20 protein-coding genes and 1 pseudogene are annotated in these 23,374 nt (G+C 49.3%); 20 read left to right on the forward strand and 1 reads right to left on the reverse strand.

All coding sequences use genetic code 11. From position 1 onward, the window contains the following. From C6Y40_RS20825 to C6Y40_RS20855, 7 genes and pseudogenes are all read left to right on the forward strand, one after another. Positions 1–211 (forward strand): annotated as a pseudogene (locus tag C6Y40_RS20825) (IS1595 family transposase); the annotation flags it as partial. Positions 212–665: 454 nt separating this feature from the next. Further along, complete coding sequence (locus C6Y40_RS20830) at positions 666–878, forward strand: hypothetical protein (RefSeq protein WP_105936319.1); 213 nt, start codon at positions 666–668, stop codon at positions 876–878. A 17-nt stretch (positions 879–895) separates the two neighbouring features. Continuing rightward, complete coding sequence (locus C6Y40_RS20835) at positions 896–1,216, forward strand: hypothetical protein (protein WP_105936320.1); 321 nt, start codon at positions 896–898, stop codon at positions 1,214–1,216. A 118-nt stretch (positions 1,217–1,334) separates the two neighbouring features. Beyond that, positions 1,335–1,745, forward strand: coding sequence for a helix-turn-helix domain-containing protein (locus tag C6Y40_RS20840; RefSeq protein WP_420836949.1), 411 nt, complete (start codon positions 1,335–1,337; stop codon positions 1,743–1,745). 173 nt (positions 1,746–1,918) lie between these two features. Then, complete coding sequence (locus C6Y40_RS20845; RefSeq protein ID WP_146129622.1) at positions 1,919–2,107, forward strand: hypothetical protein; 189 nt, start codon at positions 1,919–1,921, stop codon at positions 2,105–2,107. Positions 2,108–2,179: 72 nt separating this feature from the next. Continuing rightward, positions 2,180–2,728 carry a histidine phosphatase family protein gene (locus tag C6Y40_RS20850; RefSeq protein ID WP_105936322.1) on the forward strand — a complete coding sequence of 183 codons (549 nt, stop codon included), beginning with the start codon at positions 2,180–2,182 and terminating at the stop codon, positions 2,726–2,728. A gap of 99 nt (positions 2,729–2,827) precedes the next feature. Then, positions 2,828–3,184, forward strand: a complete 357-nt coding sequence (locus C6Y40_RS20855) for a DUF1428 domain-containing protein (protein WP_105936323.1) — start codon at positions 2,828–2,830, stop codon at positions 3,182–3,184. 109 nt (positions 3,185–3,293) lie between these two features. On the opposite strand, the gene C6Y40_RS25460 is transcribed toward C6Y40_RS20855, so the two are convergent. Beyond that, entirely contained in the window at positions 3,294–8,102 is a 4,809-nt protein-coding gene (locus C6Y40_RS25460; protein ID WP_170308551.1) for a S8 family serine peptidase, read from the reverse strand. 320 nt (positions 8,103–8,422) lie between these two features. Between C6Y40_RS25460 and C6Y40_RS20865 the strand changes: the two genes are divergently transcribed. From C6Y40_RS20865 to prc, 13 genes are all read left to right on the forward strand, one after another. Beyond that, positions 8,423–9,613, forward strand: a complete 1,191-nt coding sequence (locus C6Y40_RS20865) for a thiamine pyrophosphate-dependent dehydrogenase E1 component subunit alpha (RefSeq protein ID WP_105936325.1) — start codon at positions 8,423–8,425, stop codon at positions 9,611–9,613. After that, positions 9,613–10,590 carry an alpha-ketoacid dehydrogenase subunit beta gene (locus tag C6Y40_RS20870; RefSeq protein WP_105936326.1) on the forward strand — a complete coding sequence of 326 codons (978 nt, stop codon included), beginning with the start codon at positions 9,613–9,615 and terminating at the stop codon, positions 10,588–10,590. The genes C6Y40_RS20865 and C6Y40_RS20870 overlap by 1 nt, the downstream gene beginning before the upstream one ends. 7 nt (positions 10,591–10,597) lie before the next feature. Continuing rightward, positions 10,598–12,208, forward strand: a complete 1,611-nt coding sequence (locus tag C6Y40_RS20875; RefSeq protein WP_105936327.1) for a dihydrolipoyllysine-residue acetyltransferase — start codon at positions 10,598–10,600, stop codon at positions 12,206–12,208. 119 nt (positions 12,209–12,327) lie between these two features. After that, on the forward strand, positions 12,328–13,185 hold the full coding sequence (locus C6Y40_RS20880; protein ID WP_105936328.1) for a 23S rRNA (adenine(2030)-N(6))-methyltransferase RlmJ: 858 nt from the start codon (positions 12,328–12,330) through the stop codon (positions 13,183–13,185). Then, the gene (locus tag C6Y40_RS20885) at positions 13,182–15,026 is read left to right on the forward strand and encodes a protein kinase domain-containing protein (RefSeq protein ID WP_105936329.1); all 1,845 of its coding nucleotides are present in this window, start codon (positions 13,182–13,184) and stop codon (positions 15,024–15,026) included. Before C6Y40_RS20880 ends, C6Y40_RS20885 begins: the two co-directional genes overlap by 4 nt. 49 nt (positions 15,027–15,075) lie before the next feature. Beyond that, positions 15,076–15,942 (forward strand): acyl-CoA thioesterase II, encoded by an 867-nt coding sequence (gene tesB, locus C6Y40_RS20890; protein ID WP_105936330.1) that lies wholly within the window; start codon positions 15,076–15,078, stop codon positions 15,940–15,942. A 544-nt stretch (positions 15,943–16,486) separates the two neighbouring features. Further along, positions 16,487–17,608 (forward strand): pyridoxal-phosphate-dependent aminotransferase family protein, encoded by a 1,122-nt coding sequence (locus C6Y40_RS20895; RefSeq protein ID WP_240622045.1) that lies wholly within the window; start codon positions 16,487–16,489, stop codon positions 17,606–17,608. 230 nt (positions 17,609–17,838) lie between these two features. Further along, positions 17,839–19,068: a nucleoside recognition domain-containing protein gene (locus C6Y40_RS20900; protein ID WP_105936331.1), complete on the forward strand. Its 1,230-nt coding sequence runs from the start codon at positions 17,839–17,841 to the stop codon at positions 19,066–19,068. A gap of 64 nt (positions 19,069–19,132) precedes the next feature. Then, on the forward strand, positions 19,133–19,810 hold the full coding sequence (locus tag C6Y40_RS20905) for an SIMPL domain-containing protein (protein WP_105936332.1): 678 nt from the start codon (positions 19,133–19,135) through the stop codon (positions 19,808–19,810). 88 nt (positions 19,811–19,898) lie between these two features. Beyond that, positions 19,899–20,357 carry a GAF domain-containing protein gene (locus C6Y40_RS20910; protein WP_105936333.1) on the forward strand — a complete coding sequence of 153 codons (459 nt, stop codon included), beginning with the start codon at positions 19,899–19,901 and terminating at the stop codon, positions 20,355–20,357. Continuing rightward, a complete protein-coding gene (locus tag C6Y40_RS20915; RefSeq protein WP_105936334.1) occupies positions 20,354–20,638 on the forward strand; it encodes a hypothetical protein in 285 nt (94 codons plus the stop codon). The genes C6Y40_RS20910 and C6Y40_RS20915 overlap by 4 nt, the downstream gene beginning before the upstream one ends. A 21-nt stretch (positions 20,639–20,659) precedes the next feature. Then, on the forward strand, positions 20,660–21,322 hold the full coding sequence (gene proQ / locus C6Y40_RS20920; protein ID WP_105936335.1) for an RNA chaperone ProQ: 663 nt from the start codon (positions 20,660–20,662) through the stop codon (positions 21,320–21,322). Positions 21,323–21,326: 4 nt separating this feature from the next. Further along, positions 21,327–23,366: a carboxy terminal-processing peptidase gene (gene prc, locus C6Y40_RS20925; protein ID WP_105936336.1), complete on the forward strand. Its 2,040-nt coding sequence runs from the start codon at positions 21,327–21,329 to the stop codon at positions 23,364–23,366. The last annotated feature ends 8 nt before the right edge of the window (positions 23,367–23,374 follow it).

Consider the following 23,374-nt stretch of genomic DNA (forward strand, 5'->3'; position numbering starts at 1 on the left):
GGCGGGAGGTGTTAAGGTGATAGATAAAGTCTTTCATATTCAGAATGTTAACGCCTATCACAGCCGTCTGAAAGCGTGGATGAAACGGTTTCACGGAGTAGCCACAAAATACTTGGAACACTACCTGGGTTGGTTCAGGTTTATGGATAATCCAGAAAACCTTAACGAAAACAGGCTCTTTTCGATTCAACAACAGTTAATCCGAACATAGCCTTCCATTATTATTTATAGTCGCCAGCTTTGTGGGCAATTTTACGGGGTTTCGGATTAGTCTTAGATTACTGAAGGTCACTGAGCAGCTAAATAAACGGAGCCTTTTGCTAACCTGCGCGTTTCTTACAGTACAGGTCATTTCGGCCTTGCTGATATACTATTCGGGCCTGGTAGAGCCCGCCGGCACGATCCTGTCGATAGTGTTATTCAGCTTTGTGTTAAGAAAATTCCTTGTTCTCAAACTCTGGCAGCTAATCGTTATACCCATTGGGGTTTCTTTGCTATCGTCGTTTATTCTGGCGGTAACATTATTATTGTATTTGAGTTGGTTTGATTCAGTTACGCTGAGCTAATCAAGCGGTAATTGACAATCAGTCCCCAGGGTCAGTTTAAAACAGGATACAGTCGTGATTAGCTATACGGCTTAAACGGGATGAAAAGGATTATTCTTCATGAAGGTATTGTTTACTTTCCTGATAGTCATGGTGATGATAGAAAAGCTCGCCGGATTAATGGGATCCGCTTTTTTTGATATTTCCATTTTTACAATATCCTCATTACCCGATTTGTTTCACTATGCCACTAAGCTGATGGTTTTAGTGATTGTTTACCTGATCATCGATAAGATATTTAGCGCGTTAAATAAAACAAAACCGACAGTATAGCCGCGGTTAAACAGGGAGTGAAAACAGCCGTTGTGAGTGGCCCTCAGTTGAAACAACATAACCGGGTGCAGTTAAGCTTTCCCTCTATTGTGAAGATATTCGCGGTGTTTGCGATATCTCTCGATCTATTTTTTTGCTGTTTTTATGCACTGTTTCTATTGTTAGGCATTGAAGCGCCAGCACCTGGTGCGTTTTTCGTCGTCTTGGTAGCTATGCCCCTTCTTTTTATATTATTCGCAACATTAGGATACCCGTTTTTTGCCCTGTTAAACCGGATTCGTGGTGGTTTGTTTTTAACAGAGTTACGTGGCAAAGCTCCCTGTGTCGGTAAGTCATAAAGTTATTGTTACCGAGTGTTTTTAGTCGCTGTCGGGTAACTGTCGGCTGGTTGTCGTTACCCATTAATCCCCGGTGGTGTATAGTGTTACGGCATTCACAACAATAAAGAGAATATCTGTGAAATCATTAAGACTCCCCCGGCATTGGTCGCAGGAGCAACTGGCGCAATTAAGCAATTTAAACGTTCGCACAATCCAACGGGTCGAAAAGGGCGAGGGCGCTGGTTTAGAAACGCTCAAATCGCTGGCATCCGTGTTTGAAATCTCTGTGGATGAGCTAAAAGCCGTAATTGAACGGGGTAATCAGCCCCGTAGTGAAGATGTTTTTAACTCTGAAAACAGTAAGGCAATGCATGAACGGGCAAAGGCAAAAGTAACAACAATCAAGTATTTTTATGCTTTCACGGCTTTTCTAGGGGCTGTTGATCTTTGCTGTACACTTTTGCAGCAGTCTGTGTGTCATTTAGACAAGGCGACTGTTTGCAGGTCTAGTGGGCTAAATCAAAAACAGTCAACACAGTATAAATGACACACAGGCGCTGCCCGAAGGGGTCGTCATGAAAGCATTTTACTCTTTGTCACAGCCCTTTGACGTAGAACAACTATGCCTGCAGGACTGTTTCGCGATTAAAATGCTTTCATATAGACCAAAATTCGTACAGTAAAGATCAACAGCCCCTAGTCACAGTGTTTGTATTGTTTATGTTGCCAAATTATAACGGTGGCGAGAATACCGGCCCATTGATAGTGGTCTTCTTATCGTTTGCTACGCTAGTTGCGGGCCTGGCAATTTATGTTTTTGAGCCCTTTGGTACCAAATGGGAAAAAGCAAAAGTCGCGAAAATAGAACAACAGCAAAACGAAGAGCGCAGCCTGGACAACAAACACTAAACCACGGTGTTTAAAACTTATTGTAGTTTGTAGTTATCTAGTCATTACCTGATAAAGGAGTGTCAGTAAGGAATGGAAATTATTTTAGTGCGTCATGGCCGGCCGCAAAAAGCCGGTAATGCACTACTGAATGCTGCGGGATTTGCCAACTGGGTGAAAAACTATAATCATTCACTGGTTTCAGAGCAGAGCCTGCCCTGTAAAATTAGTCAGGCGAAGTATAACGAGCATTATCTCGTTTCGAGCGATCTGCCTCGAGCCGTGCATAGTTGCTCAATTTTTTCCGGTAGTCCGCCCCAGTATCAGTCCAGGCTATTTCGTGAGATGGATATTCCTCGCTATAAGCTGCCATTTACCATCAGGGCATGGAGCTGGGTTTATCTTAACCGCACTTTATGGACGCTGGGTAAAAAGGGGCGTTTTGAGTCTTATGCTCAGGCCAGAAAGCGCGCAAAGCTGGCCGCCAGTGAGCTGATTGCACTAGCGCAGCAACACGATAAAGTCATCCTGTTTTCACACGGCTATCTGATTCTCCACATCAGAAAGCATCTTCGTCGCTATGGGCTAACGCAACTGCAAAAATCCAACAGCTACTGGGGTGTTTCGGCTTTTAAAGATTAACTACAGTTTAGCCTTACACCTGTGATAGCCTGAATTAAGCGTTGTTTTAGCGAGCCCCTACGGGGCTTCATTGAGAAATCTGAATAAAAGGAAACCACCATGACTTATGTAGATGGCTACGTAATCCCGGTGTTAGCAGAGAACAAAGACAAATATATCGAGCAAGCTAAAATCGCCGCCAGCGTATTTAAAGAACACGGTGTCATCGAGATTTATGAGAACTGGGGAGATGATGTGCCCGAGGGCGAAGTCACCTCGTTTTACAAGGCTGTGCAATGTAAAGAGGGAGAAGTGGTGGTGTTTTCCTGGGCGGTGTGGCCATCTAGAGAAGCTCGGAATGAGGGGTGGAAGGCGCTTATGGATGATCCCAGAATGAAGCCCGACCCCAATAACCCCATGCCATTTGATGGCAAGCGCCTTATCTACGGTGGGTTCTCTACTATTGTTCACGAGTGAGCCGGGGACACCCTATAGCCAGTGATTATAGGCAACAAGTGGAATTAAATATGAATATGATCAAAAAAGGGAGCTGTTAAAAGCTCCCTTGTACTTTTGTATTGATTAGTTAGTGTATTCGCTTTCTGCGGCGGCTGATGAACGCAATCATTAATCCACCGAGCCATACCAGTGACAGGCTGCCGCCACCGCCACTCGGGCGATTAGTCACGGTAACTGTCACCGTTTCGGTAACGGTATTCTGACCATCCGTAGCGGTAACCGTAAAGCTTACAGAGGTGCTATCGTCGGTATCCGGCGCGGTAGAGCTGAAAGTAGAGCCCTGAACACCATTGATAGTAAACACAATCTCATCATCTTCAGGATCGGAAGCGCTGGCTCTGATGGTGATGGTTGCGCCTTCCTGCACGCTGGATGGCGCCGAAACGCTCAGTACCGGTGGCTGATTAGGCGTTACCGTAATGTCTACCGTAGCGGTGTCGGTAAAGCCATACTCATCGGTGGCCGTTACCCTTAAGCGTAACGCTGTACCAGCGTCGACTGATGCAGGGGTTACCGTTACCACTTCGCCCGCCACGTTAATCGTGGCTGCGGGGCCGCTTAATTGCTCTACACTCAGGCTCACATTGTCGCCGTTGGCATCGGTAACTGAGATTGGCAGTACTGAAGCCTGTAGTTCTGTCAGGCTAATGCTCGCCTGTTCACTGCCGTCGATCAGCAGTTCTGGTGCGGCGTGCATTTGCACTTCAGTATTCACTTCGCCGATTTCTTCCTGAGTCCCCGGAATATTAGGTACTTGTGAAGCAACGGTCACTGCCAGCGAGCCAGTCAGCTCGGCGTTAGCGTCTACCTGCAGACTGAAATCAAGATCTGCCGGGCCGGTAGCAGTGGTGGACGTTTGTGGCGTCAGGCACAACACCGTTCCCGACTGAATAAGCGATTCCACTTCGCCACCTGGGTTATTGGCATTGGCAGAGTTAAAGGCCAGGGTAGTGCCCAGCTCACCATTCTGATCCTGCCATCCTACAGTACCGGCTAAAGACTCAGTGCCACTGCTGACATTCCGGTAGGCATAAATCACACTGGGTTCACCGGGGCCGGCATGGTGATTCAGGATAACCTGCATGTCAGCACTATGGCCGCCAGATTGTAAGCCTGTCCATTCAACAACCGTTGTTGCGCCATTATCAAGGGTCGCTACCGTGATCCCTGAGCCCGCGTCATCAGTGAAAGACCAGTCTCGCCATAGTGGCGCTAATACGGCACCACTGTAAGACTCATCAGCCAGCATACGGTTAATAGCAGGGAAGGCGTTTACGGCAGCAGATGCTGGCGTAATAAAGCCTTTGGATGACACCGCAATACCATTCCATTGTTCGCCTAATACGTTAACCGCAACCGGGAAGGCGGCGAGAAGTTCACTACCGCTGCCTTGTAAAGGCTGATAACCCAGTGCTAACAAGTCGATGTAGCCATCATTACTGTTGGTATCAACCCGGCACTGACCGTTTGTTTCGGGTGTGGTAACCGAATAGCCTGACACACCCGCTGTGACGTTCTGGGTAATCGACCAACTGATGGTATTACCGTTAACGGCACCACCATCTGTAACGCTGCCAGCAACTACGCTGGTACCTTCCGGAATGGTTACATCAATTTCGTAGTTACGATCTTCGGTACTTGTGTTGGCCAGTACATTTACCGTGTAGTTTACCGTATCGCCCGGCGACACGCGATCGCTGCCATCTACTGCCAGCTGCACATCGTTTTCACCGCGGATAATATCTACCGGAATAATCCCCAGATTATCCGGCGTTTGTGCACTGCTACCCAGAGCGACACTGGCGTAAAACCGATCGCCCGGAATGCTGCTGTCCAGTGACCATAATATACGCATGTCGAAAGACTCGCGTAAGGCTACTGATGTTGGAGCATCGATACTCAGCGAACCGTCGCTGCTACTACCTACCAGGGCGTAGTCGAGGGTAAAGCTGTCCTGCTGCAGGTCACTGCCGGTAAAGTTGTGGACATATATCCTGTAGGTGCCGGCGGGTGGTGACTCGATACTGATGTATTCATTCCAGCTGTAACCGGCGCTAAGGCCGAGGAGCTCATCCTCGTCAAAAACGCCGTCGCTGTTGTTGTCATAGGCAATATACAAGTCCAAATCCGGTGCACTTGATTCAGTGGTTTGTGCCACAAACCGCGGTGTACCTTCCTCAACCACTACATCCAGGGTATACACACCGTCATTCAGGTTATCGTAAAAATCGCTGGGATCGCTGTCTTCGGCAACATTGCCAGACACCTTGGTGCCCATGGTCAGGCCTGTTACCTCGTAAGTGAAATCGGTAATTTCAATAGCCAACAGATCTTCAAGGACCGCAGAATCCGCATTCCGATGACTGGTACGCTCTACAAAGTCCGGAAAGTTGCCGTTAGAAGCAACCACTGCAACAGGCATATGTTGTGGGCTATTATCATTACCATTAATGAGAACATCACCATATACCCAGTCGTTGTCAGCTACGTTCCAGGTACTTAGCGTGAAGGTTACGGTTTGCGATTGCCCTGCGGATAACGTCATACTGGCCGGCTGAGCTTCAAGGGCCAGACCGCTGTCCATATCATCCAGACTGAATGTCCAGGTGCCATTACGGGTCGCGGTAAATGTACGCTGCCAGGTACATTCGATCAGGCAGTTATTATCGACCAGGGCCGGAATATTGAGCGTTTTGGGCTCACCGCCGCTGTTCGGATCCGCGGCTTCATAGTTAGCCTGAGTTTCTTCCATAATTAACCCGGCATTGGCAGCCGCGTCTATCTGAATACGACCGGCTCCCATATCCAGCCAGTTAGCCTGGGCGGTACTGCCATTTAAGCCAATATCGGTTTCGGCTGTCATCATCAGCGCCGAGCGAATGGCATCCGCACTCCAATCCGGGTGCAATTCGCGCAGCAGCAATGCCGCACCGGCCACATGGGGCGATGCCATGGACGTTCCGTCCAGATAAGCATAGTCTGCGGGGGCTGGGCCGGTGGTTTCATGGCCGTAATGTTCATCAGAATAGGCCGCGTAAATATCTACGCCCGGTGCGCTTATCATCGGCAATAGCGTGCTGAACTGAGTGTTAGGTCCGCGTGAGGAGAAGCTTGCGACCTTATCGGCAAGGCTGCTGTCTACCGAGCGGATGCCTGCTGTTGCAGTAATGGTGGCACGGTGATTACTGCCAGAGGCAAGCCAGGTTTTTAAGCTGTCGCCATCGCTTGCAGCAATGTGGATCCCGGGGATAACGTATTCGTCGGGCACCAGATTTTCTGCGCCGCCTTCTACGTTAGCCAGCACATAACCCCCAGCGCCGCCTTGTGATACATTTATGGCTTTTTGTATTCGGGCAATATCACCGCGATCACAGACTACTATCTCGCCATTAAAGGTGCCTGCCGGATAAGGCTCAAGACACTGAGCGGGATCGCCGTTTGGATCGTTAGCGTTAGGGTAGTCGCCGGCATACACAATATCTGCCGTAATAGAACCGGTATTGCTTTGGCCACTGATGGTTGCGGGAGCACCGGAACCACCGATAAAACTGCCAATGGACTTAGAAAGATCCAGGGTTCTGCCATGGGTGGTGGCGGCAACCGGGGTAAGCCAGGGAGATAGTTTATCGCTGGTCGATGCATCCGGGCCATCATTACCCGCAGAATGCGCGACAAAAATACCGGCATTATTGGCCGATAACCAGGCTTCACTGAGTGTATTGCCCCAAACCTCATCACCGCCGGAAATAGAATAATTGATCGCATCTACCACACCGCTGGCGATAGCATCATCAATTGCTGTTACTGCCAGGTTAGCGTAACAGCCGTTGTATTCATCGTCGTTTTCGCCGGGTAAACATACCTGGAAGGAAATAATATTAGCGTGGGGGGCAATACCGCTGATTTGATCAAAAGTAAATTCACCAGCATAACCGTCGCTTTCTTCCAGATCGTACGCCAGTCCTACAGAGGGGACGTCGTATAAAATATTACCTGCTGCGGTACCCGCTACATGGGAGCCGTGGCCATTATAATCCTCACCGTTGCGGGGCAGCCCTGGTGGGAAGACGTCGGTATCGGCGTACTGATTGGTGATCAACGGATAACTATAAACGCCTATCAGTTTATCGTTACATAAGGATGGATAACTGCCCGCACAGTCGCCCAGGTAGTTACCACTACCAAGGGGGTTAGTATGCGTATAACCATCACCACCGGTGGCAGCAAACGAAGGATGATCAGTATTAATGCCGGTATCAAATATAGCGACCACCGTACCTTCGCCCAGTGCACTGGTGCCAGCCAGAGTAGCACCGGCCCACACGCCTGTTGCGCCGGTTAGTTCCGGACTGGTATCGGAGCTGAGTTTTAGCTTGCGGTCGGCCTCTACCGATTTAACTCCGCTGAGTGCTTTGACCTTTTCTGCCTGCGCTGGTGTTAGCTGTAGAACTATACCGTTAATGGCAAACTGCAACTGTCGTGTAGCGCTGGCCTGACCGGTAATTTGCGCAATCTTACCCAGCACCGTTTGTTGGCGCTGTTGCAAATAATCTCGATATGCCGTGACGTGACTGGCCGATGCATCCAGCTTCCCGCGGTTAGCTTTGGCTACACGTGATGTTTGTAATCGGGTTTTCGGATTGGTTGCCGCATAACCTTTAATGCCGCCGTTATATTGTGCAACTGAAGGCTCATGCAACTGGATAATATAGGTCTGGGTGCCATCAACCTGGTTTTTTATTGGGTTTGTTGTGGGGTTGAGGCGATGAATGGGTTTATTGACCGATGTCGGCGAGATCTGCTGAGCGGCTGCAAGCGAGGCATTAGCCAGCAAAGTGACACTAACAGCACGTGTGATCAATGATAATTGTTTCACATTAATACTCCATAGTGAAAAGAACAATATCCTTGTTCTGTAGGGATTGTTTTTTAACACAGCCGCGCGGGATATGTAATGCTCGTTATCGTTTGTACGTGCCATGTAAGTAATTTGGACCGTTTTATCCTAAATAGTTCTTCTGAACTTAGCCTGAATTGCGGCGTATTTTTCCTGATTAAAATAATCATCCCAAATTTTGTGATCCAATTAGGATGTTTAATTTAATAAAACGTAAACATATTGTTAATTTGGCAGGACGCTCCTGCCTTGGTTGCACTAGAGTGTACTCAAACAATAAGGCGTTTTAGAGGAACCCTATGAACGACAGAAATCACCTGGGCAATGTGTCGATGACACATGAGGTCAGGATAATAGAAAATGGGTTACTGGATATTCCGATGCTGGCCATTCTGGATGCAGACGGTACGGTTTATCCTCAAGCCAAAGAGCCAGAAATCAATCAGCAACTGGCCATTAAAATGTATCACACCATGCTCTACACCCGCATGCTGGACGAGCGCATGGTCGCTGCCCAGCGCCAGGGCCGGATCAGTTTTTATCTGGCCAGTACCGGTGAGGAAGCGGCAGTAGTAGGCAGTGCCGCAGCATTGTCGGCAGATGACATGATCATGAGTCAGTATCGCGAGCAGGGCGCCCTGGCGTTTCGCGGTTATACCTCCGCACAGTTTATGAACCAGATGTTTTCCAATCGTCTCGATCCTAATAAAGGACGTCAGATGCCTATCCACTATGGTGATAAAGCGCTTAACTTTATGACCATTTCGTCGCCGCTGGGTACGCAAATCCCACAGGCAGCAGGCTATGCCTATGGGCAGAAACTGGCGGGTAATGATGCACTAACTATCTGCTATTTCGGCGAAGGGGCCGCTTCTGAAGGTGACTTCCATGCCGGCCTTAATATGGCGGCTGTGCTCAATTGCCCGGTAATCTTTTTCTGCCGTAATAACGGTTATGCCATTTCTACGCCTGCTGAAGAGCAGTTCGCCGGCGACGGTATTGCATCGCGGGGTATTGGCTATGGCGTGCGCACGATCCGTGTAGACGGCAACGATCCGCTGGCCGTTTATAGTGCCACGATTAAAGCACGCGAGCTTGCGCTATCAGCTTCGCAGCCGGTATTGATTGAGGCCATGACTTACCGTTTAGCTGCGCATTCTACCTCAGACGACCCTAGCGGTTACCGCTCGAAAAAAGAAGAAGAAAAGTGGCGCCTGAAGGATCCCATAGAGCGCTTTAAAGTGTGGTTACTCAATAAAGGCTGGCTTAAGGAAGAAGACACCGAACAGTATCTTAAAGAAGTACGGAGCGACATTCTGGACGCACTTAAAACGGCTGAAAAAGTCCCGGTAAATCCGATTAGCGATATTGTGGAAGATGTCTACAGCGAAGTGCCATGGCACCTTAAAGCACAGCGGGAAGCATTACTGGAGCATATTAAACGCTACCCGGATAAATATCCTAAAACATCGGGCGAGGTAGGTAAGTAATGGCAAAGTTAAATTTACTTCAGGCAATTAATCAGGCCCTGATCACGGCCATGACCGAAGATGAAAAAGTCGTGGTATTCGGTGAAGACGTGGGCCATTTTGGTGGCGTATTCCGTGCTACCAGCCATTTGCAGGAAAAATTTGGTAAAGCCCGCTGTTTTAATACACCGCTTACCGAACAGGGCATCATTGGTTTTGCTAACGGCCTGGCCGCCCAGGGCAGTGTGCCGGTGGCCGAGATCCAGTTTGGTGACTATATCTTTCCGGCCTTTGACCAAATCGTCAATGAAACCGCGAAGTTTCGCTATCGCTCCGGTGGTCAGTTTTCCTGTGGTTCACTCACCATCAGAACCCCATACGGCGGCGGTATAGCCGGTGGTCATTATCATTCCCAGTCACCGGAGGCTTTCTTCAGCCATATCCCGGGCCTGAAGGTTGTGGTGCCTCGCGACCCTTATCAGGCTAAAGGTTTGCTGCTGGGCGCTATCCGTGATGACAACCCGGTGTTATTCATGGAGCCCAAACGCCTCTATCGTGCGTCGGTGTGCGAGGTGCCGGAAGATGATTATTTCATTGGTCTGGGCAAAGCCGAGGTTATTCAGGAAGGTACCGATATTACCTTGCTGGCCTGGGGCGCTCAGGTTGAGATTATCCAGAAAGCGGCGAACATGGCTCTGGAAGATGGGGTTTCCTGCGAAATTATCGACTTACGCAGTATTTTACCCTGGGATGCACAAACCGTTGCCGAATCGGTAATGAAAACCGGCCGCTTACTGATCAACCACGAAGCGCCGGTGACTTCGGGCTTCGGCAGCGAAATTACCGCGCATATTCAGGAGCAGTGTTTCTTATATCTGGAAGCGCCGGTTACCCGGGTGTGCGGTCTGGATACGCCGTATCCGTTGGCGCATGAAAAAGAATACATGCCAGACGAATACAAGACCTACGAAGCCCTTAAACGCATGCTGAATTATTGAGGTAACTATGACAGATTTTATTTTACCTGATATTGGCGAGGGCGTGGTCGAGTGCGAACTACTCGAGTGGCTGGTCAGTGAAGGTGATACGGTAGAAGAAGACCAGCCAGTGGCAGAGGTGATGACCGACAAAGCCACGGTACAAATTCCTGCTATCCACAGTGGCGTTATTACCCGGTTGTATTATAAACCAGGCGATATTGCCAAAGTGCACGCGCCTTTATTTGAACTCAAGCCTGCAAATGACGATAGCGGGGCTTCGCAGCAACAAAAGCCGGATGCACCTCAAGTACCTGAGAAAGCGCCTGAGAAGGTGAGCGAAATGCAGCCAGCCGACAACGCAGGCAGCGCCGTCGAAACATTTATTCTGCCTGATATCGGTGAAGGTATTGTCGAATGTGAAATCGTAAAATGGCACATCGATGCCGGCGAGTTTGTCGCCGAGGATGAGGTGGTGGTTGAAGTGATGACCGATAAAGCCGTGGTGGAAATTCCCGCTAAGCATGCCGGTACGCTGATGAAGCGTTATCACGAGGTCGGGCAGATTGCCAAAGTGCATGAGCCTTTATTTGATTTATCGGTCGAGCAGGAAGGTGCCGGGGGGAGTTCAGGCGCAACCACCGCCAGTAATGAAACCACTGTGCAGGCATCACCGCCAGCTCCAGGCAAAACGGTACCCACCGGTTTTCAGGAAGGTGGGTTCGAGCCACCCAAAGTGATTGAAGGTAAGGTGCCGGCCAGTCCGGCAGTCCGCCGCCTGGCAAAAGAAAATAACCTGGCACTGCAGGACATTACTCCAACCGGTAAAAAAGGCCGGGTGCTGAAACAGGATGTCCTCAACGCTCTGAAACAAGGTCAGCAGAATTCGGCGCAAACCACTTCTCAGGCAGAGAGTACCGCGACCGCAGAGCAGGCAAGCCGCACCGTGCCGTTAACGCCGGTGCAAAAAGCCATGGCAAAACAGATGGTGCGCTCGGTGAGCACTATTCCGCATTTTACCGTGTCGGATGAGCTGGTGATGGATCCGCTCATTGCGCTTAAAGGGTCGTTAAAGGCACAGTTTGCCGATGCGGATATTAAGCTGACCTTTATGCCGTTTTTCATTAAGGCCTTGTCGTTATGCTTAACGGAATTTCCGCAGTTTAATGCCCGTCTCAGTGAGGATGGCAACGCCATGACCTACTTTGACGACCACAATATTGGTTTTGCGGTAGATAGTAGTGCCGGTTTACTGGTACCAAACATTAAACAGGTGCAGAACCTGAGTGTGCTGGAAATCGCGGAGGCCATGCAGCGCATTGTTACCGATGCCAAGCAGGGTAAAGTGAGTAGTAGTGACCTGAAAGGCGGTACGATTAGCATTTCCAATGTGGGTGTACTGGGCGGCACTACCGCTACACCGATTATTAATTACCCTGAACTGGCCATTGTGGCGCTGGGTAAAATACAGCAGTTGCCGCGATTTGATGACCAGCAACAGGTTATCAGTCAGTCTGTGATGCAGGTAAGCTGGTCGGCCGACCACCGGGTTATCGACGGCGCTACCATGGTACGGTTTAATAATGTATGGCTGGATTATCTGTCCAATCCACTCAAAATGTTAAGCAAACTACGTTAACCACCTACGGCACTGGTATCTTGGTGCCACGGGCGATAAACTTGCGCGATTCGCGCAAGTTTCGCCTGTATCTGCGGTCCGGAGATCCTTGATAACAGGTTTCAAGAGAGAGCACTATTTTGCTGAGTTACCAACACGGTTATCACGCCGGTAATCATGCCGACATCCTCAAACATCTCTGCTGGCAGGCAGTTATCAATCGCCTGAAGCAAAAAAACAAGCCGTTTAACCTGATTGATACCCACGGCGGCTCGGGTTGTTACAGTCTCGACTCTGAACAAGCCAATAAAACCGGTGAGTACAAAGACGGCGTTGTGAAACTGGATCAGTTCTCGCCGCAGGATCCTCTGCTCGTTGATTATCTGGCCGCGCTGGCGTTATATCGCAATAACAATGAGTACCCGGGCTCACCGGTACTGGCTGCGGATTTACTGCGAACCAACGATGCATTGCACGTGATGGAATTACACCCCGGCGAATTTGCAAATTTAAAAGGGGTGCTTAAACGCCATAAAGGGCAGGGGCAGATTCATAGTCACTTTCGTGACGGCCTGGAAGGCCTGGTCGCTTTATCGCCGCCTAAGCCTAACCGTGGCGCGGTGCTTATCGATCCGCCCTATGAGTCACGCAGCGAATATCAGGCCGTGATCAACGCGGTAAAAGAGTGCTTAAAACGCTGGCCTCAGGCGCAAATTCTGATTTGGTATCCGTTGTTGTCGGCCCGTGCCGGCGATAAGACGGGGGAATCTGAAGCCATGTGCCAGACCCTTTCCAGGCTTAATCACAATGTATTGCAGGTAGAACTGCTGGCCCGGGATAAAGACGCCGATGCCGGCATGTATGGTTCCGGCGTGTGCTTTATTAACCCGGCCTGGCAAATCGACACCATTTTAACCAATAGCCTGACTGAACTTTGCCCACGTTTAGGCACGCAATGCCAGCACAACGTGGTTTGGCTTAATCACACCGAGTCATGACCAGAAAAGGCATCCGCCACTTTTATATTCCTGAGGAGCAGTCGGTGTATCTGCTTTCTCATGCGGATGCCAAAAAACTGAAAGACTGGATTGCGCTGTGTATCGCGCAGCTCGAAAGCCTGGGTTTTACCGATATCAGCCTGATTGGCAAAGGCGCTTATGGCTTTGCCTTTGGCGGGCGCGATCACGCCGGTGCAGAGCTGGTATTTAAATTCACCCGCATAACACTGCCCGTGAGCATGCAGGACCGCCTCGAGGAAGAAGCGTTTATGCAGGGGCTGCTCAGCCACTCGCATATTCCGGCAGTGAAAGAGTTTTACCAACGGGGCAGGCAATCCATTCTGATGATGGAACGGGCGCCGGGCATCGACCTTGAGCAATACAGTTTACGCGAAGGGCCTGTAGGGCCGCGACTGATTGTAAAGATGGCCGTGCAACTGGGTAAAATCCTGCTGTATTTACGCCAGTTTGAGCTCGACGGCGGTCACCGGCCTATCGTACATGGCGACATTAAACCTTCCAACCTGGTATGGGATGAAAACAACGAACGCCTGAGCCTTATCGACTGGGGCTCCAGTGTTTACGCACAGCTTGATGAACACCTGCAGCCGGTGCAAAACAATGTGCTTGATTTAATGTCGGGAGATATACAGCAAACCAATGCCAGGTTGGGGGATATCTACTTTATTGGCGATGCGCAGCTTAATGGTGAGCGCTCAAGCCCACGCTTTGACGAGCAGGGGCTGGCTGGCACTCTGTATGCACTGGCTTCCGGCCAGTCGGCGCGGTTTGCCCATCAGGTGATCCCGCCATCCTCGCTGGGATTACCCAAAATACTGTCTGACATTCTTACCTATATGCTCAGCGACAGCGTTTCAGAACAGCACAGTGGTGGTGACTATTTGCTGTCACACCTTAAATTGCTGGAAAACCTGGTGTTTGCTAATGATAGCGTGGAGCGCTACGAATCCCTGTTACCGGTGTGGGTAGCCAAAGAGCGCAAGAATATCGAATCGGTGGTATATAGTTCCCGCAAATCGTTTTTACGCCAGCAAAACGATCTCAGCGAGCAGCAGTCGGATGAGCTCAGCCAGTTAAGCTATTTAAATGACGCCCAGTTTGAGCGGTATTACAAAAACTACCTGGATGGCATGGGCGCCACTGAAAAAGGTTTTTTAGCGGCGGTCAGCCGCCTGGCCCGTTATCCGGTGGTAGGCGGCCTGGTTATTCACTGGCAACCGGAAGGCGTATACATTGATTCCAGCCTGAATCTGCAGGATCCAGCCAGAGAGCAGGCTTTTAAGCATGCCGTTAATACCGTGGTTACATTGGCCCGGGCCATTCACCGTCAGGGGGTATTTAAATGCTGCCTGTTTGATGCCAAAAACACCCTGCATATTGAGCGTGAACAAATTGAAGCGCCGTTTGTGGCCGGTGCCGCTACCGTTATCCCGTATGAAAAATCCAGTGTGTCACTGAGTACGTCTGAAAGCCGGGTGCATTCGTACTTTGAGGATGGTGATGATCCGGACGAATTCCTCGCTTTGCCGCCACAAATTATGCAGGCCATTAAAGCGCTGAATGCCATTCACCATACTGGCTGTATTATTTTCGAGGCGCTTGAGAAGCACTTAAAAATTCATAGTTACTATCGTTTGCTTGATCATACGAAGGAAAATGAGTTTAATGCGTTACTGAACGAAATCATTGATTCACTGCCACTACTTACAGGTGAAGGCACCTGTGGTTTTATGAAGTTACCTTACAAAGACACGCGTTTTTTTGAGCACCGGGCAAAGTGTGCCGACAAGTTTTATCCTCGCAATCCCCGAGCGCGGTAGTCAGTCTTATTGGCAGTGAACCTATCTGTTTATCTATTGGGAGTTACTCTTGGAACAGCAAAACGAAGTTAAAGTTGCCTCTTTACTGGAATTAGAAACCCTGGAAAAGGGACTTTATCGTGGCCAGAGTTGGGATCTGGGCTTTCGTGCCTTATTTGGTGGTCAGGTGTTAGGTCAGGCATTAAAGGCGGCGTGGGCAAGCGTGCCAGAGGGCCGCGTTGCACATTCTTTTCACAGCTACTTTTTATTACCCGGTGATGCCAAGCAGCCGGTCGTCTACGACGTTGAAATCGTGAGGGATGGTAAAAGCTTTTCTGCCCGGCGGGTAAAAGCCATTCAGAATGGCCGCAACATCTTTTACATGACAGCTTCATTTCAGCAACCGGAAGAGGGCATGCAGCACCAGTATGCTCAGATGCCTGATGTGCCTGCACCCCAAGAAGTTGAACCTGACATCAGAATGTACGAGCGTAACTATGAGAATATCGGCCGCAGAATGCGTGAAGCGCTGAGCTACCATCGCCCCATTGATATTCGTACCGTCGATGCTGTGCGTTCATTTACGTCAAAAAATGATAAGCCGGAGCGGTATACCTGGTTACGGGCAAACGAAGACCTTGGCGATTCACAGGCCATGCATCAGGCAGCCCTGTCCTATGCCAGCGACTATCACTTCTTAAGTACGTCGCTGCAGCCCCATGGCGTGCAAATTACCGACCGTAACCTGGCGATTGCCACTATCGACCACGCCATGTGGTTCCATCGCCCGATTAACATGAACGAATGGTTACTTTATTCGATGGAGAGCCCTGCCAGTGGTGGCGCCAGAGGCCTGGTACGGGGTCAGCTGTTTAACCAGCAGGGTGAACTGGTGGCGTCTACCATGCAGGAAGGCCTGATGCGGATCACCGACTGATCCCAGAATCCTTTGCCCTTCGAAGGGCAATATTGCATGAGTCAACAAACTGCTGGCGCTATTGGCGCTGGCAGCAATGCACCGACAAATTTTTCTTCGCCCATAAAAAATGCCCAGAACTTAAAAAGCTCCGGGCCTAGGGGAATGGCTCATTGCTGAGCCGTGCGCTAACTTTTACAAAGGGAGAAGTGAACAAATCGTCTTTGTAGATTTGTAATCATAGCTCAAAATAGTTCAATTTATAAACAATTTTTTTGTTCTGTCCCATTTTTAATCAATTATAGATACTAACCAGTACTTTACGCCAGTCATTGAACACTTAATTGACAGCGAATGCACAAAATATAACCAGTTTGTGCAATATTTATCCACGGGTTATGTGTATTAAAAATGTTCTATATACTTACGTGTATCATATGCTAGCTTTTCTATTCACTGTATGAATAATGATAATCAGCTAATCGCTCGAAACTGCGATTGTGGTTTGGTAACCGAATTGCCAGAATAGCGCCCATAGGTTTTCTTTACTGAGCAGGTATCATCAATGAAATCATACAGCAGTCATATTCCGCCACAACGTACGTTAATGGGCCCGGGTCCGTCTGACGTGAGTCCTCGTGTGTTAAATGCCATGGCTCGCAGTACCGTGGGTCACCTCGATCCTGATTTTATTGGTTTGATGGATGAAACCAAAGAGTTACTGCAGTACGCCTTTAAAACGGAAAACGCGTTAACTATGCCGATATCCGCACCAGGCTCGGCCGGGATGGAAGCGGCGTTTGTTAACCTTATTGAGCCGGGCGACACGGTTATCGTGTGCATCAACGGCGTGTTTGGCATGCGTATGCGCGAAAACGTGGTGCGTAGTGGTGCCACCGCTGTGGTAGTTGAAGACGACTGGGGCACGCAAACCGATCTCAATAAGCTCGAAGACGCGTTAAAAGCTCACCCGGAAGCCAAAATCGTAGCTTTTGTTCACGCCGAAACCTCTACCGGTGTGCGCAATGACGCCGAGAAAATGTGTGCACTAGCCCGTCAGTACGATTGCCTGACTATTGTTGATGCGGTTACGTCGCTGGGCGGCATCGAGCTGGCCGTTGATGACTGGCAAATTGATGCGATCTACTCCGGTTCGCAAAAATGCTTAAGTTGTGTACCGGGCATTTCGCCGGTTTCATTCAGCGATAAGGCCCTTGAGGTGATTAAAGGCCGTAAAACGCCGGTGCAAAGCTGGTTTCTGGATATGAACCTGATTGTTGGTTACTGGGGCCAGGGCGGAAAACGTGCTTATCACCATACTGCACCGGTAAACAGTATTTATGCACTGCATGAATCTTTGGTTATGTTGCACGAAGAAGGTCTCGAGAACGCCTGGCAACGCCATGCAACCCTGCATAACAAGCTGGTAGCAGGCCTTGAGAAACTGGGTATTGAAATGGCCGTTGATAAAGCCTACCGCTTACCACAGTTAAACGTAGTTCGTATTCCTGAGGGAGTAGACGATGCTGAGGTCCGTGGCCGCCTGTTAAATGATTTTAATCTGGAAATTGGTGCAGGCCTGGGTGCCTTTGCCGGCAAAGTATGGCGAATTGGTCTGATGGGCGCCGCCTGTACCGACAAAAACGTCGACTTTTGTCTGGCGGCATTAAAGACGGTATTAAAATAATACCGCTTTAAGAGGTTGTCCGCAGAGCGACTAAAAAATTCCTGAGTTTGAAGGCTGGCAAAATAAAAAATTGTTAATTGCCAGCCTTTAACGCTACTATCTCAAACTGTCGTGTCAGGTAACACCCGGGAAGGTGAGAACGACAGTGCGTTAATCTGCAATCTCTGCTTTCCTGTCTTTCGGTTTAACCTGTCCGCTCGTTGTTTATTCATTATTCAGGTTAATCATCTATGCTGCATCGAATTTGGCTTATCTTTATTGTCAGCGCATTTCTGGCGACCTTATATCAAGCCCTGTGGGGCGAAAATCCCGGCGGTTTTCAGGATGTGATGAATGCGGTAAGCAGCATGGCCACTCTCAGCGTGGAAATTGCCATTGGCCTGATAGGCGTACTGGCTTTCTGGCTGGGCATATTTGAAGTGGCTGAAAAATCCGGCTTAATCAAAAAGTTTTCCAGGGTACTGGCACCGTTTTTATGCCGCATCATGCCCGACATTCCCCGCGACCATCCGGCGCTGGGCAGTATTACCATGAATATGTCGGCCAACCTGCTTGGCCTGGATAATGCGGCAACGCCGTTTGGTATTAAGGCCATGCAGGATATGCAAACCCTGGCGCCTAAAAAAGATACCCTCACCAACAGCCAGATCCTGTTTCTGGTGCTCAATACCTCGTCAGTCACTTTATTTCCCATCGCGGTATTCCTGTACCGTGGCGAGCAGGGCGCGGCCCAGCCCACAGATGTGTTTATTCCTATTTTACTGGCCACCAGTGCATCAACGCTGGCAGGGTTAATCGTTACCTGTCTGGTGCAGCGTATTAACCTGTTTAATCGTGTGGTGTTGCTGTATCTGGTGGGTGTGTTTGGCTTACTGGCGGCGGTTATTTTATATTTTGCCCAGCTGGCCGCCTCTGAACTGGCCAGCCAGTCGGCTATTGTGGCCAACAGCTTGCTGTTTACCTTTGTGGTCGGTGTGCTTATTTCCGGCTGGCGGGTAGGCAATAACACCTATGAGCAATTTGTTGATGGCGCCAAAAAAGGCTTTGAAGTAGCGGTATCTCTCATTCCTTTTCTGCTGGCGATGTTAGTCGCTATTGGCATGTTACGCGCCAGTGGGGTAATGGATATCCTGGTCCAGATGATTGCTACCGCAGCAGGGTGGATGGGCTTTGATCCGCGCTTTGTGGATGCGTTACCCACCGCATTAATGAAACCGCTCAGTGGCAGTGGTGCCCGGGCACTGATGATTGAAACTATGCAGCACCATGGCGCAGACTCCTTTGCCGGGCGTTTATCGTCGGTGATGCAGGGCTCTACCGAAACCACGTTTTATGTGCTGGCAGTGTATTTAGGCGCAGTAGGCATTAAACACTCCCGCTATGCCGTAGCCTGTTGCCTGGCAGCTGACGTGGCCGGTATTGCCACCGCAATTGTGGTGAGTTACTGGTTCTTTGGTTAACAGTTCAGGTTAGGTTAAGTCTTTTGTTGCCATACTGCGCAAGTCTTATAACTGGAGTTGTTTTATGAATTGGAAAGTCATTGCATTTGCTGCGCTGGGTCTGGCGTTAAGTTTTCATTCTCAGGCAGACGAAAAAACCTTACAGGTGTCTGGCCAGGGGATTGTTGCGGCGGCGCCAGATGCTTATACCCTGACCATGGTCATTGAAGAGCGTGGTGCGGTAGTGAGCAAGCTTAACGAGCAGGCCAATGCCAAACTTAATGCCGTAGTGAGCTTTTTATTGTCTCAGGGCGTTGCCGAACAGCACATACAGTCAATGTCTGTTAATTTATCCCCTTGGTATGAACACACGCCTAATGGCAGAGAACATAAGGGCTTCGTACTTACTAGGCAGGTACGCGTAACCTCAAATCAATTGCAAAACTACGATACAGTCCTTGATGGTGCCATGAAACGCGGCATTAACCGTATCGATCAGTTTGAGTTTATTAACTCCAATCCCGAAAAGGTTTATCGCGAGGCTCTAATTGCCGCGGTGGAAGACGCTAAAGAGCGCGCCAGTCTTATCGCCAAGCAAATGGGCGTAACTATCGCCGGGGTCATTTCGATTAGCGAATCCATGTCTTATAACCAGCCACCGGTTGGGGTAAGAATGCGTGTTCAACAGGAAGATGCTTTCAGTTTACCCGGCCAGACCGATACCACGGCTGCGGTGAACGTTACCTTCGCTATCGAGAATTAATCACCCGGGTGATTTTCATCGATTAACCTTTATTGAGGGAACTGCTACACTCTGCCGGTCTTGTCACTTTTCAATTGAGAATTATAGTTTGAACGACAGTAGCATTTACCCTCAATTAATTGAACAGGCGAAAAGCCTGATTGCCGGCGAACCTGATTTAATTGCCAACCTGGCTAATTTAAGCGCGTTGATTTATCACAATCTGGACGACGTTAACTGGGCCGGCTTTTATTTGTATAAAGAAGAGCAGTTAATACTGGGGCCGTTTCAGGGGCTGCCAGCCTGTATTCGCATTCCGATGGGCAAAGGCGTATGCGGCACGGCAGCGCAATCCAATACCATCCAGCGTATCGACGATGTTCACGCGTTTCCTGGGCATATTGCCTGTGACGCCGCGTCAGAATCAGAAATTGTTATCCCGATTGTGGTAAACGACAAGTTAGTTGGTGTGCTGGATATTGATAGCCCAAAACTATCCCGCTTTAGTGCCGAAGACGAAGCCGGTCTGGTGGCCATTGTGGATGCTCTGGTGGCGGAAATATCATGAAGCACATGGTAGATATTCAGGTGGTTCTGGCCACCTGGCAAGATATGGAAGATGTGTTTGAGGATCCGGATGAGGCCGCAGAACGGCTCAATACCGTGTTACACATGGTTTATGATCGCGCCGAAGAAGACATCGAAATCGAGCGTTTAGAGAAATTATTGGCCCACACCTGGTCAATTTGGCATCAGGATGACAATTTATTGTACGTAAATGATGATGATTTGCTTGATTGGGTTGACCATCTCTTAGCAACTTGGGATGATGCAGACAATCTGGATTAACACTGACATACATTGACATTGATGGAATCATCGCAGAAGTTTAGTAACAGCAAAGAGGTTATCGCCTTTCTTGCCGAGACATTTCCTAATTGCTTTACCTTAGAAGGTGAAGCCAAACCCCTTAAAATTGGCATCTTTCAGGATCTTGCCGAGCGCCTCGCCGAAGATGAACGCGTTAGTAAAACGTTGTTGCGCTCGAGCTTACGCCATTACACAAATAGCTGGCGCTATTTGTACAGCATCAAGAAAGGGAACTTTCGCGTTGATCTGGATGGAAATCAGGATGCGGCAATAGAAGAAGAGCACGAAGAGCACGCCAAAAAACAACTGGACGAGAGCAAAGCCAAAGCTGCTGAAAAACGAAAGCAGGCAGCACAGTCGAATCGTAAGAAAGATGGCCGCTCATCTGCGGCGAATAGCGGTGATAAAGCGGGTAAATCTCCTGCCGGACGCTATAATAACGGAACTAAATCGAAAAATAGCAGACCAATTAAGACGCCCCCGGCCAAACTGTCTGATGCCGATTTAACCGTTGGTACATCAGTTACGGTAAAACTAGGCAAGGCACCAATGCACGCGGTAATTACCGAAGTAGCAAAAGACGGTGTGCATGTTCAACTGGATACGGGGATGGTAGTAAAGGTTAATCCGCAAACACTGCGTTTAGCACGTTCCAAGAGGTAGTAATATGAAAGATATACTTCGCATTTCCGTTGCCAGTGCAATTCTTGCGTTAAGCGTAGGAGCCGGTGCGGTTACATCTGGCAATAGTGTCGAAGATCTGCCCATTCTCCAGCAAGAGCCGCAGCATTCCTCCGCGGCAAAGCGCATCAGTACGCTGTTTACTCGTGAACATTACAAACTGATCAAGCTGGATGATTCGTTATCTGAGAAAGTGTACGACCGCTATCTCAAATCTCTCGACGGAAATCGAAATATCTTTTTAGCGTCCGATATTGCTGAATTTAACAAGCATCGGGATGAATTTGACGAAGCCATTTTGCGCGGAAACCTGCAAGTGGCTTACGACATGTTCAATCGCAACCTTGAATTACGCATTAGTCGCTATGAATATGCCTTAACGCTGCTCGATGGTGAATTTAACTTCGAGAAAGAAGGCGACAAGTTTTATTACGACCGTGAAGAGGCTGCCTGGCCTGTCGATCAGGCTGAGCTTGATGAGTTATGGCGTCAGCGCGTTAAGTACGATGCGCTAAACCTGAAGCTGGCTGGTAAAGAGCAGGATAAGATCAAAGAATTGCTTACCAAGCGTTATGAGCGAGCCATCAAGCGTCTTAAGCAAACTCAAAGCGAAGACGTGTTCCAGACGGTAATGAACTCATTTGCCCGGAGCATTGAAGCGCACACTAGTTATTTATCGCCGCGCAACGCCGAGCGTTTCCAGATGGACATGAACCTGTCGCTGGAAGGTATTGGTGCAGTGTTGCAGAGCGAAGATGACTTTACCGTTATTAAGAGCGTCGTTCCTGGTGGACCGGCTGATAAGTCCAAGGCGATTAAGCCGGAAGATAAAATTATTGGTGTCGCCCAGGAAGACGAAGAGTTTGTGGATGTCATTGGCTGGCGTCTGGATGACGTGGTTGAGCTGATTAAAGGCCCGAAAGGGAGCGAAGTGCGCCTGCAGGTGCAAAAAGGTGCCACCGAAAGTACAACGGTGTCGGTGATAACCTTAATCCGTGACAAAATTAAACTGGAAGATCGTGCTGCCAAATCTGAAGTGTTCGTGCCTGACTCAGGCCCGCATCAGAATGAAAAGGTAGGCGTTATCTCAATCCCGAGCTTCTATAACAACCTCCACGTTGACGTATTAAAGGAAATTAATGCGCTGAAGTCGGAAGAAGTTAAAGCGGTTATTGTTGATTTACGTGGAAACGGCGGTGGTTCTTTATCAGAAGCCACGCTGGTTTCCGGCCTGTTTATCGAACAGGGGCCGGTTGTGCAGATCCGCTATGAAGGCGGACGCATGAGCGTAAATCAGGATACCGACGGTAAAGTGGCCTATCAGGGCCCACTCACAGTGCTGGTTGACCGCTACAGTGCGTCGGCATCAGAAATCTTTGCTGCAGCGATGCAGGATTATAACCGTGCGTTGATCATCGGTGAGCAAACCTTTGGTAAAGGTACGGTGCAACAGCACAAAGGGTTAGGGCGTATTTACGATCTTTATGAGAATCCGCTGGGCAGCGTGCAGTACACCATTGCTAAGTTCTACCGCATCAATGGCGGGAGCACGCAGCATAAAGGTGTCGTGCCGGACATTCCGTTCCCATCGCCAATCGATCCGGCAGAGTGGGGTGAAAGTCAGGAAGAAAATGCCTTGCCATGGGATAGCATCAAACGTGCTAACTACACCACCTTTGGTGATACCCAGAGTGCACTGGATGTACTGGCCGCTAAACACAACGCCCGCATAATGCAGGATCCTGAGTTTGGCTATATCCAGCAGGACATCGAAAAATATAAACAAAATAAGGACAAAGACTTTATTTCACTGGTTGAGTCAGAGCGACTGGCCGAGAAAAAAGAGAACGAACAACAAGCACTGACCCGTGCAAATGAGCGCTTATCCCGAATGGGACTACCGGTTGTTGAAGATCTTGAGGACCTGCCTGAAGAGCTTGAGGAACTGGATCCGTATCTGACGGAAGCCGCCAACATTACCCTTGATATGGTAAACACGGGGAAATACGCACTTACCCGCGGTTAGTAGTTCGC

The organism is Marisediminitalea alba (genome assembly GCF_002993365.1).
In the GTDB taxonomy this organism is placed as follows: Bacteria; Pseudomonadota; Gammaproteobacteria; order Enterobacterales; family Alteromonadaceae; genus Alteromonas; species Alteromonas alba.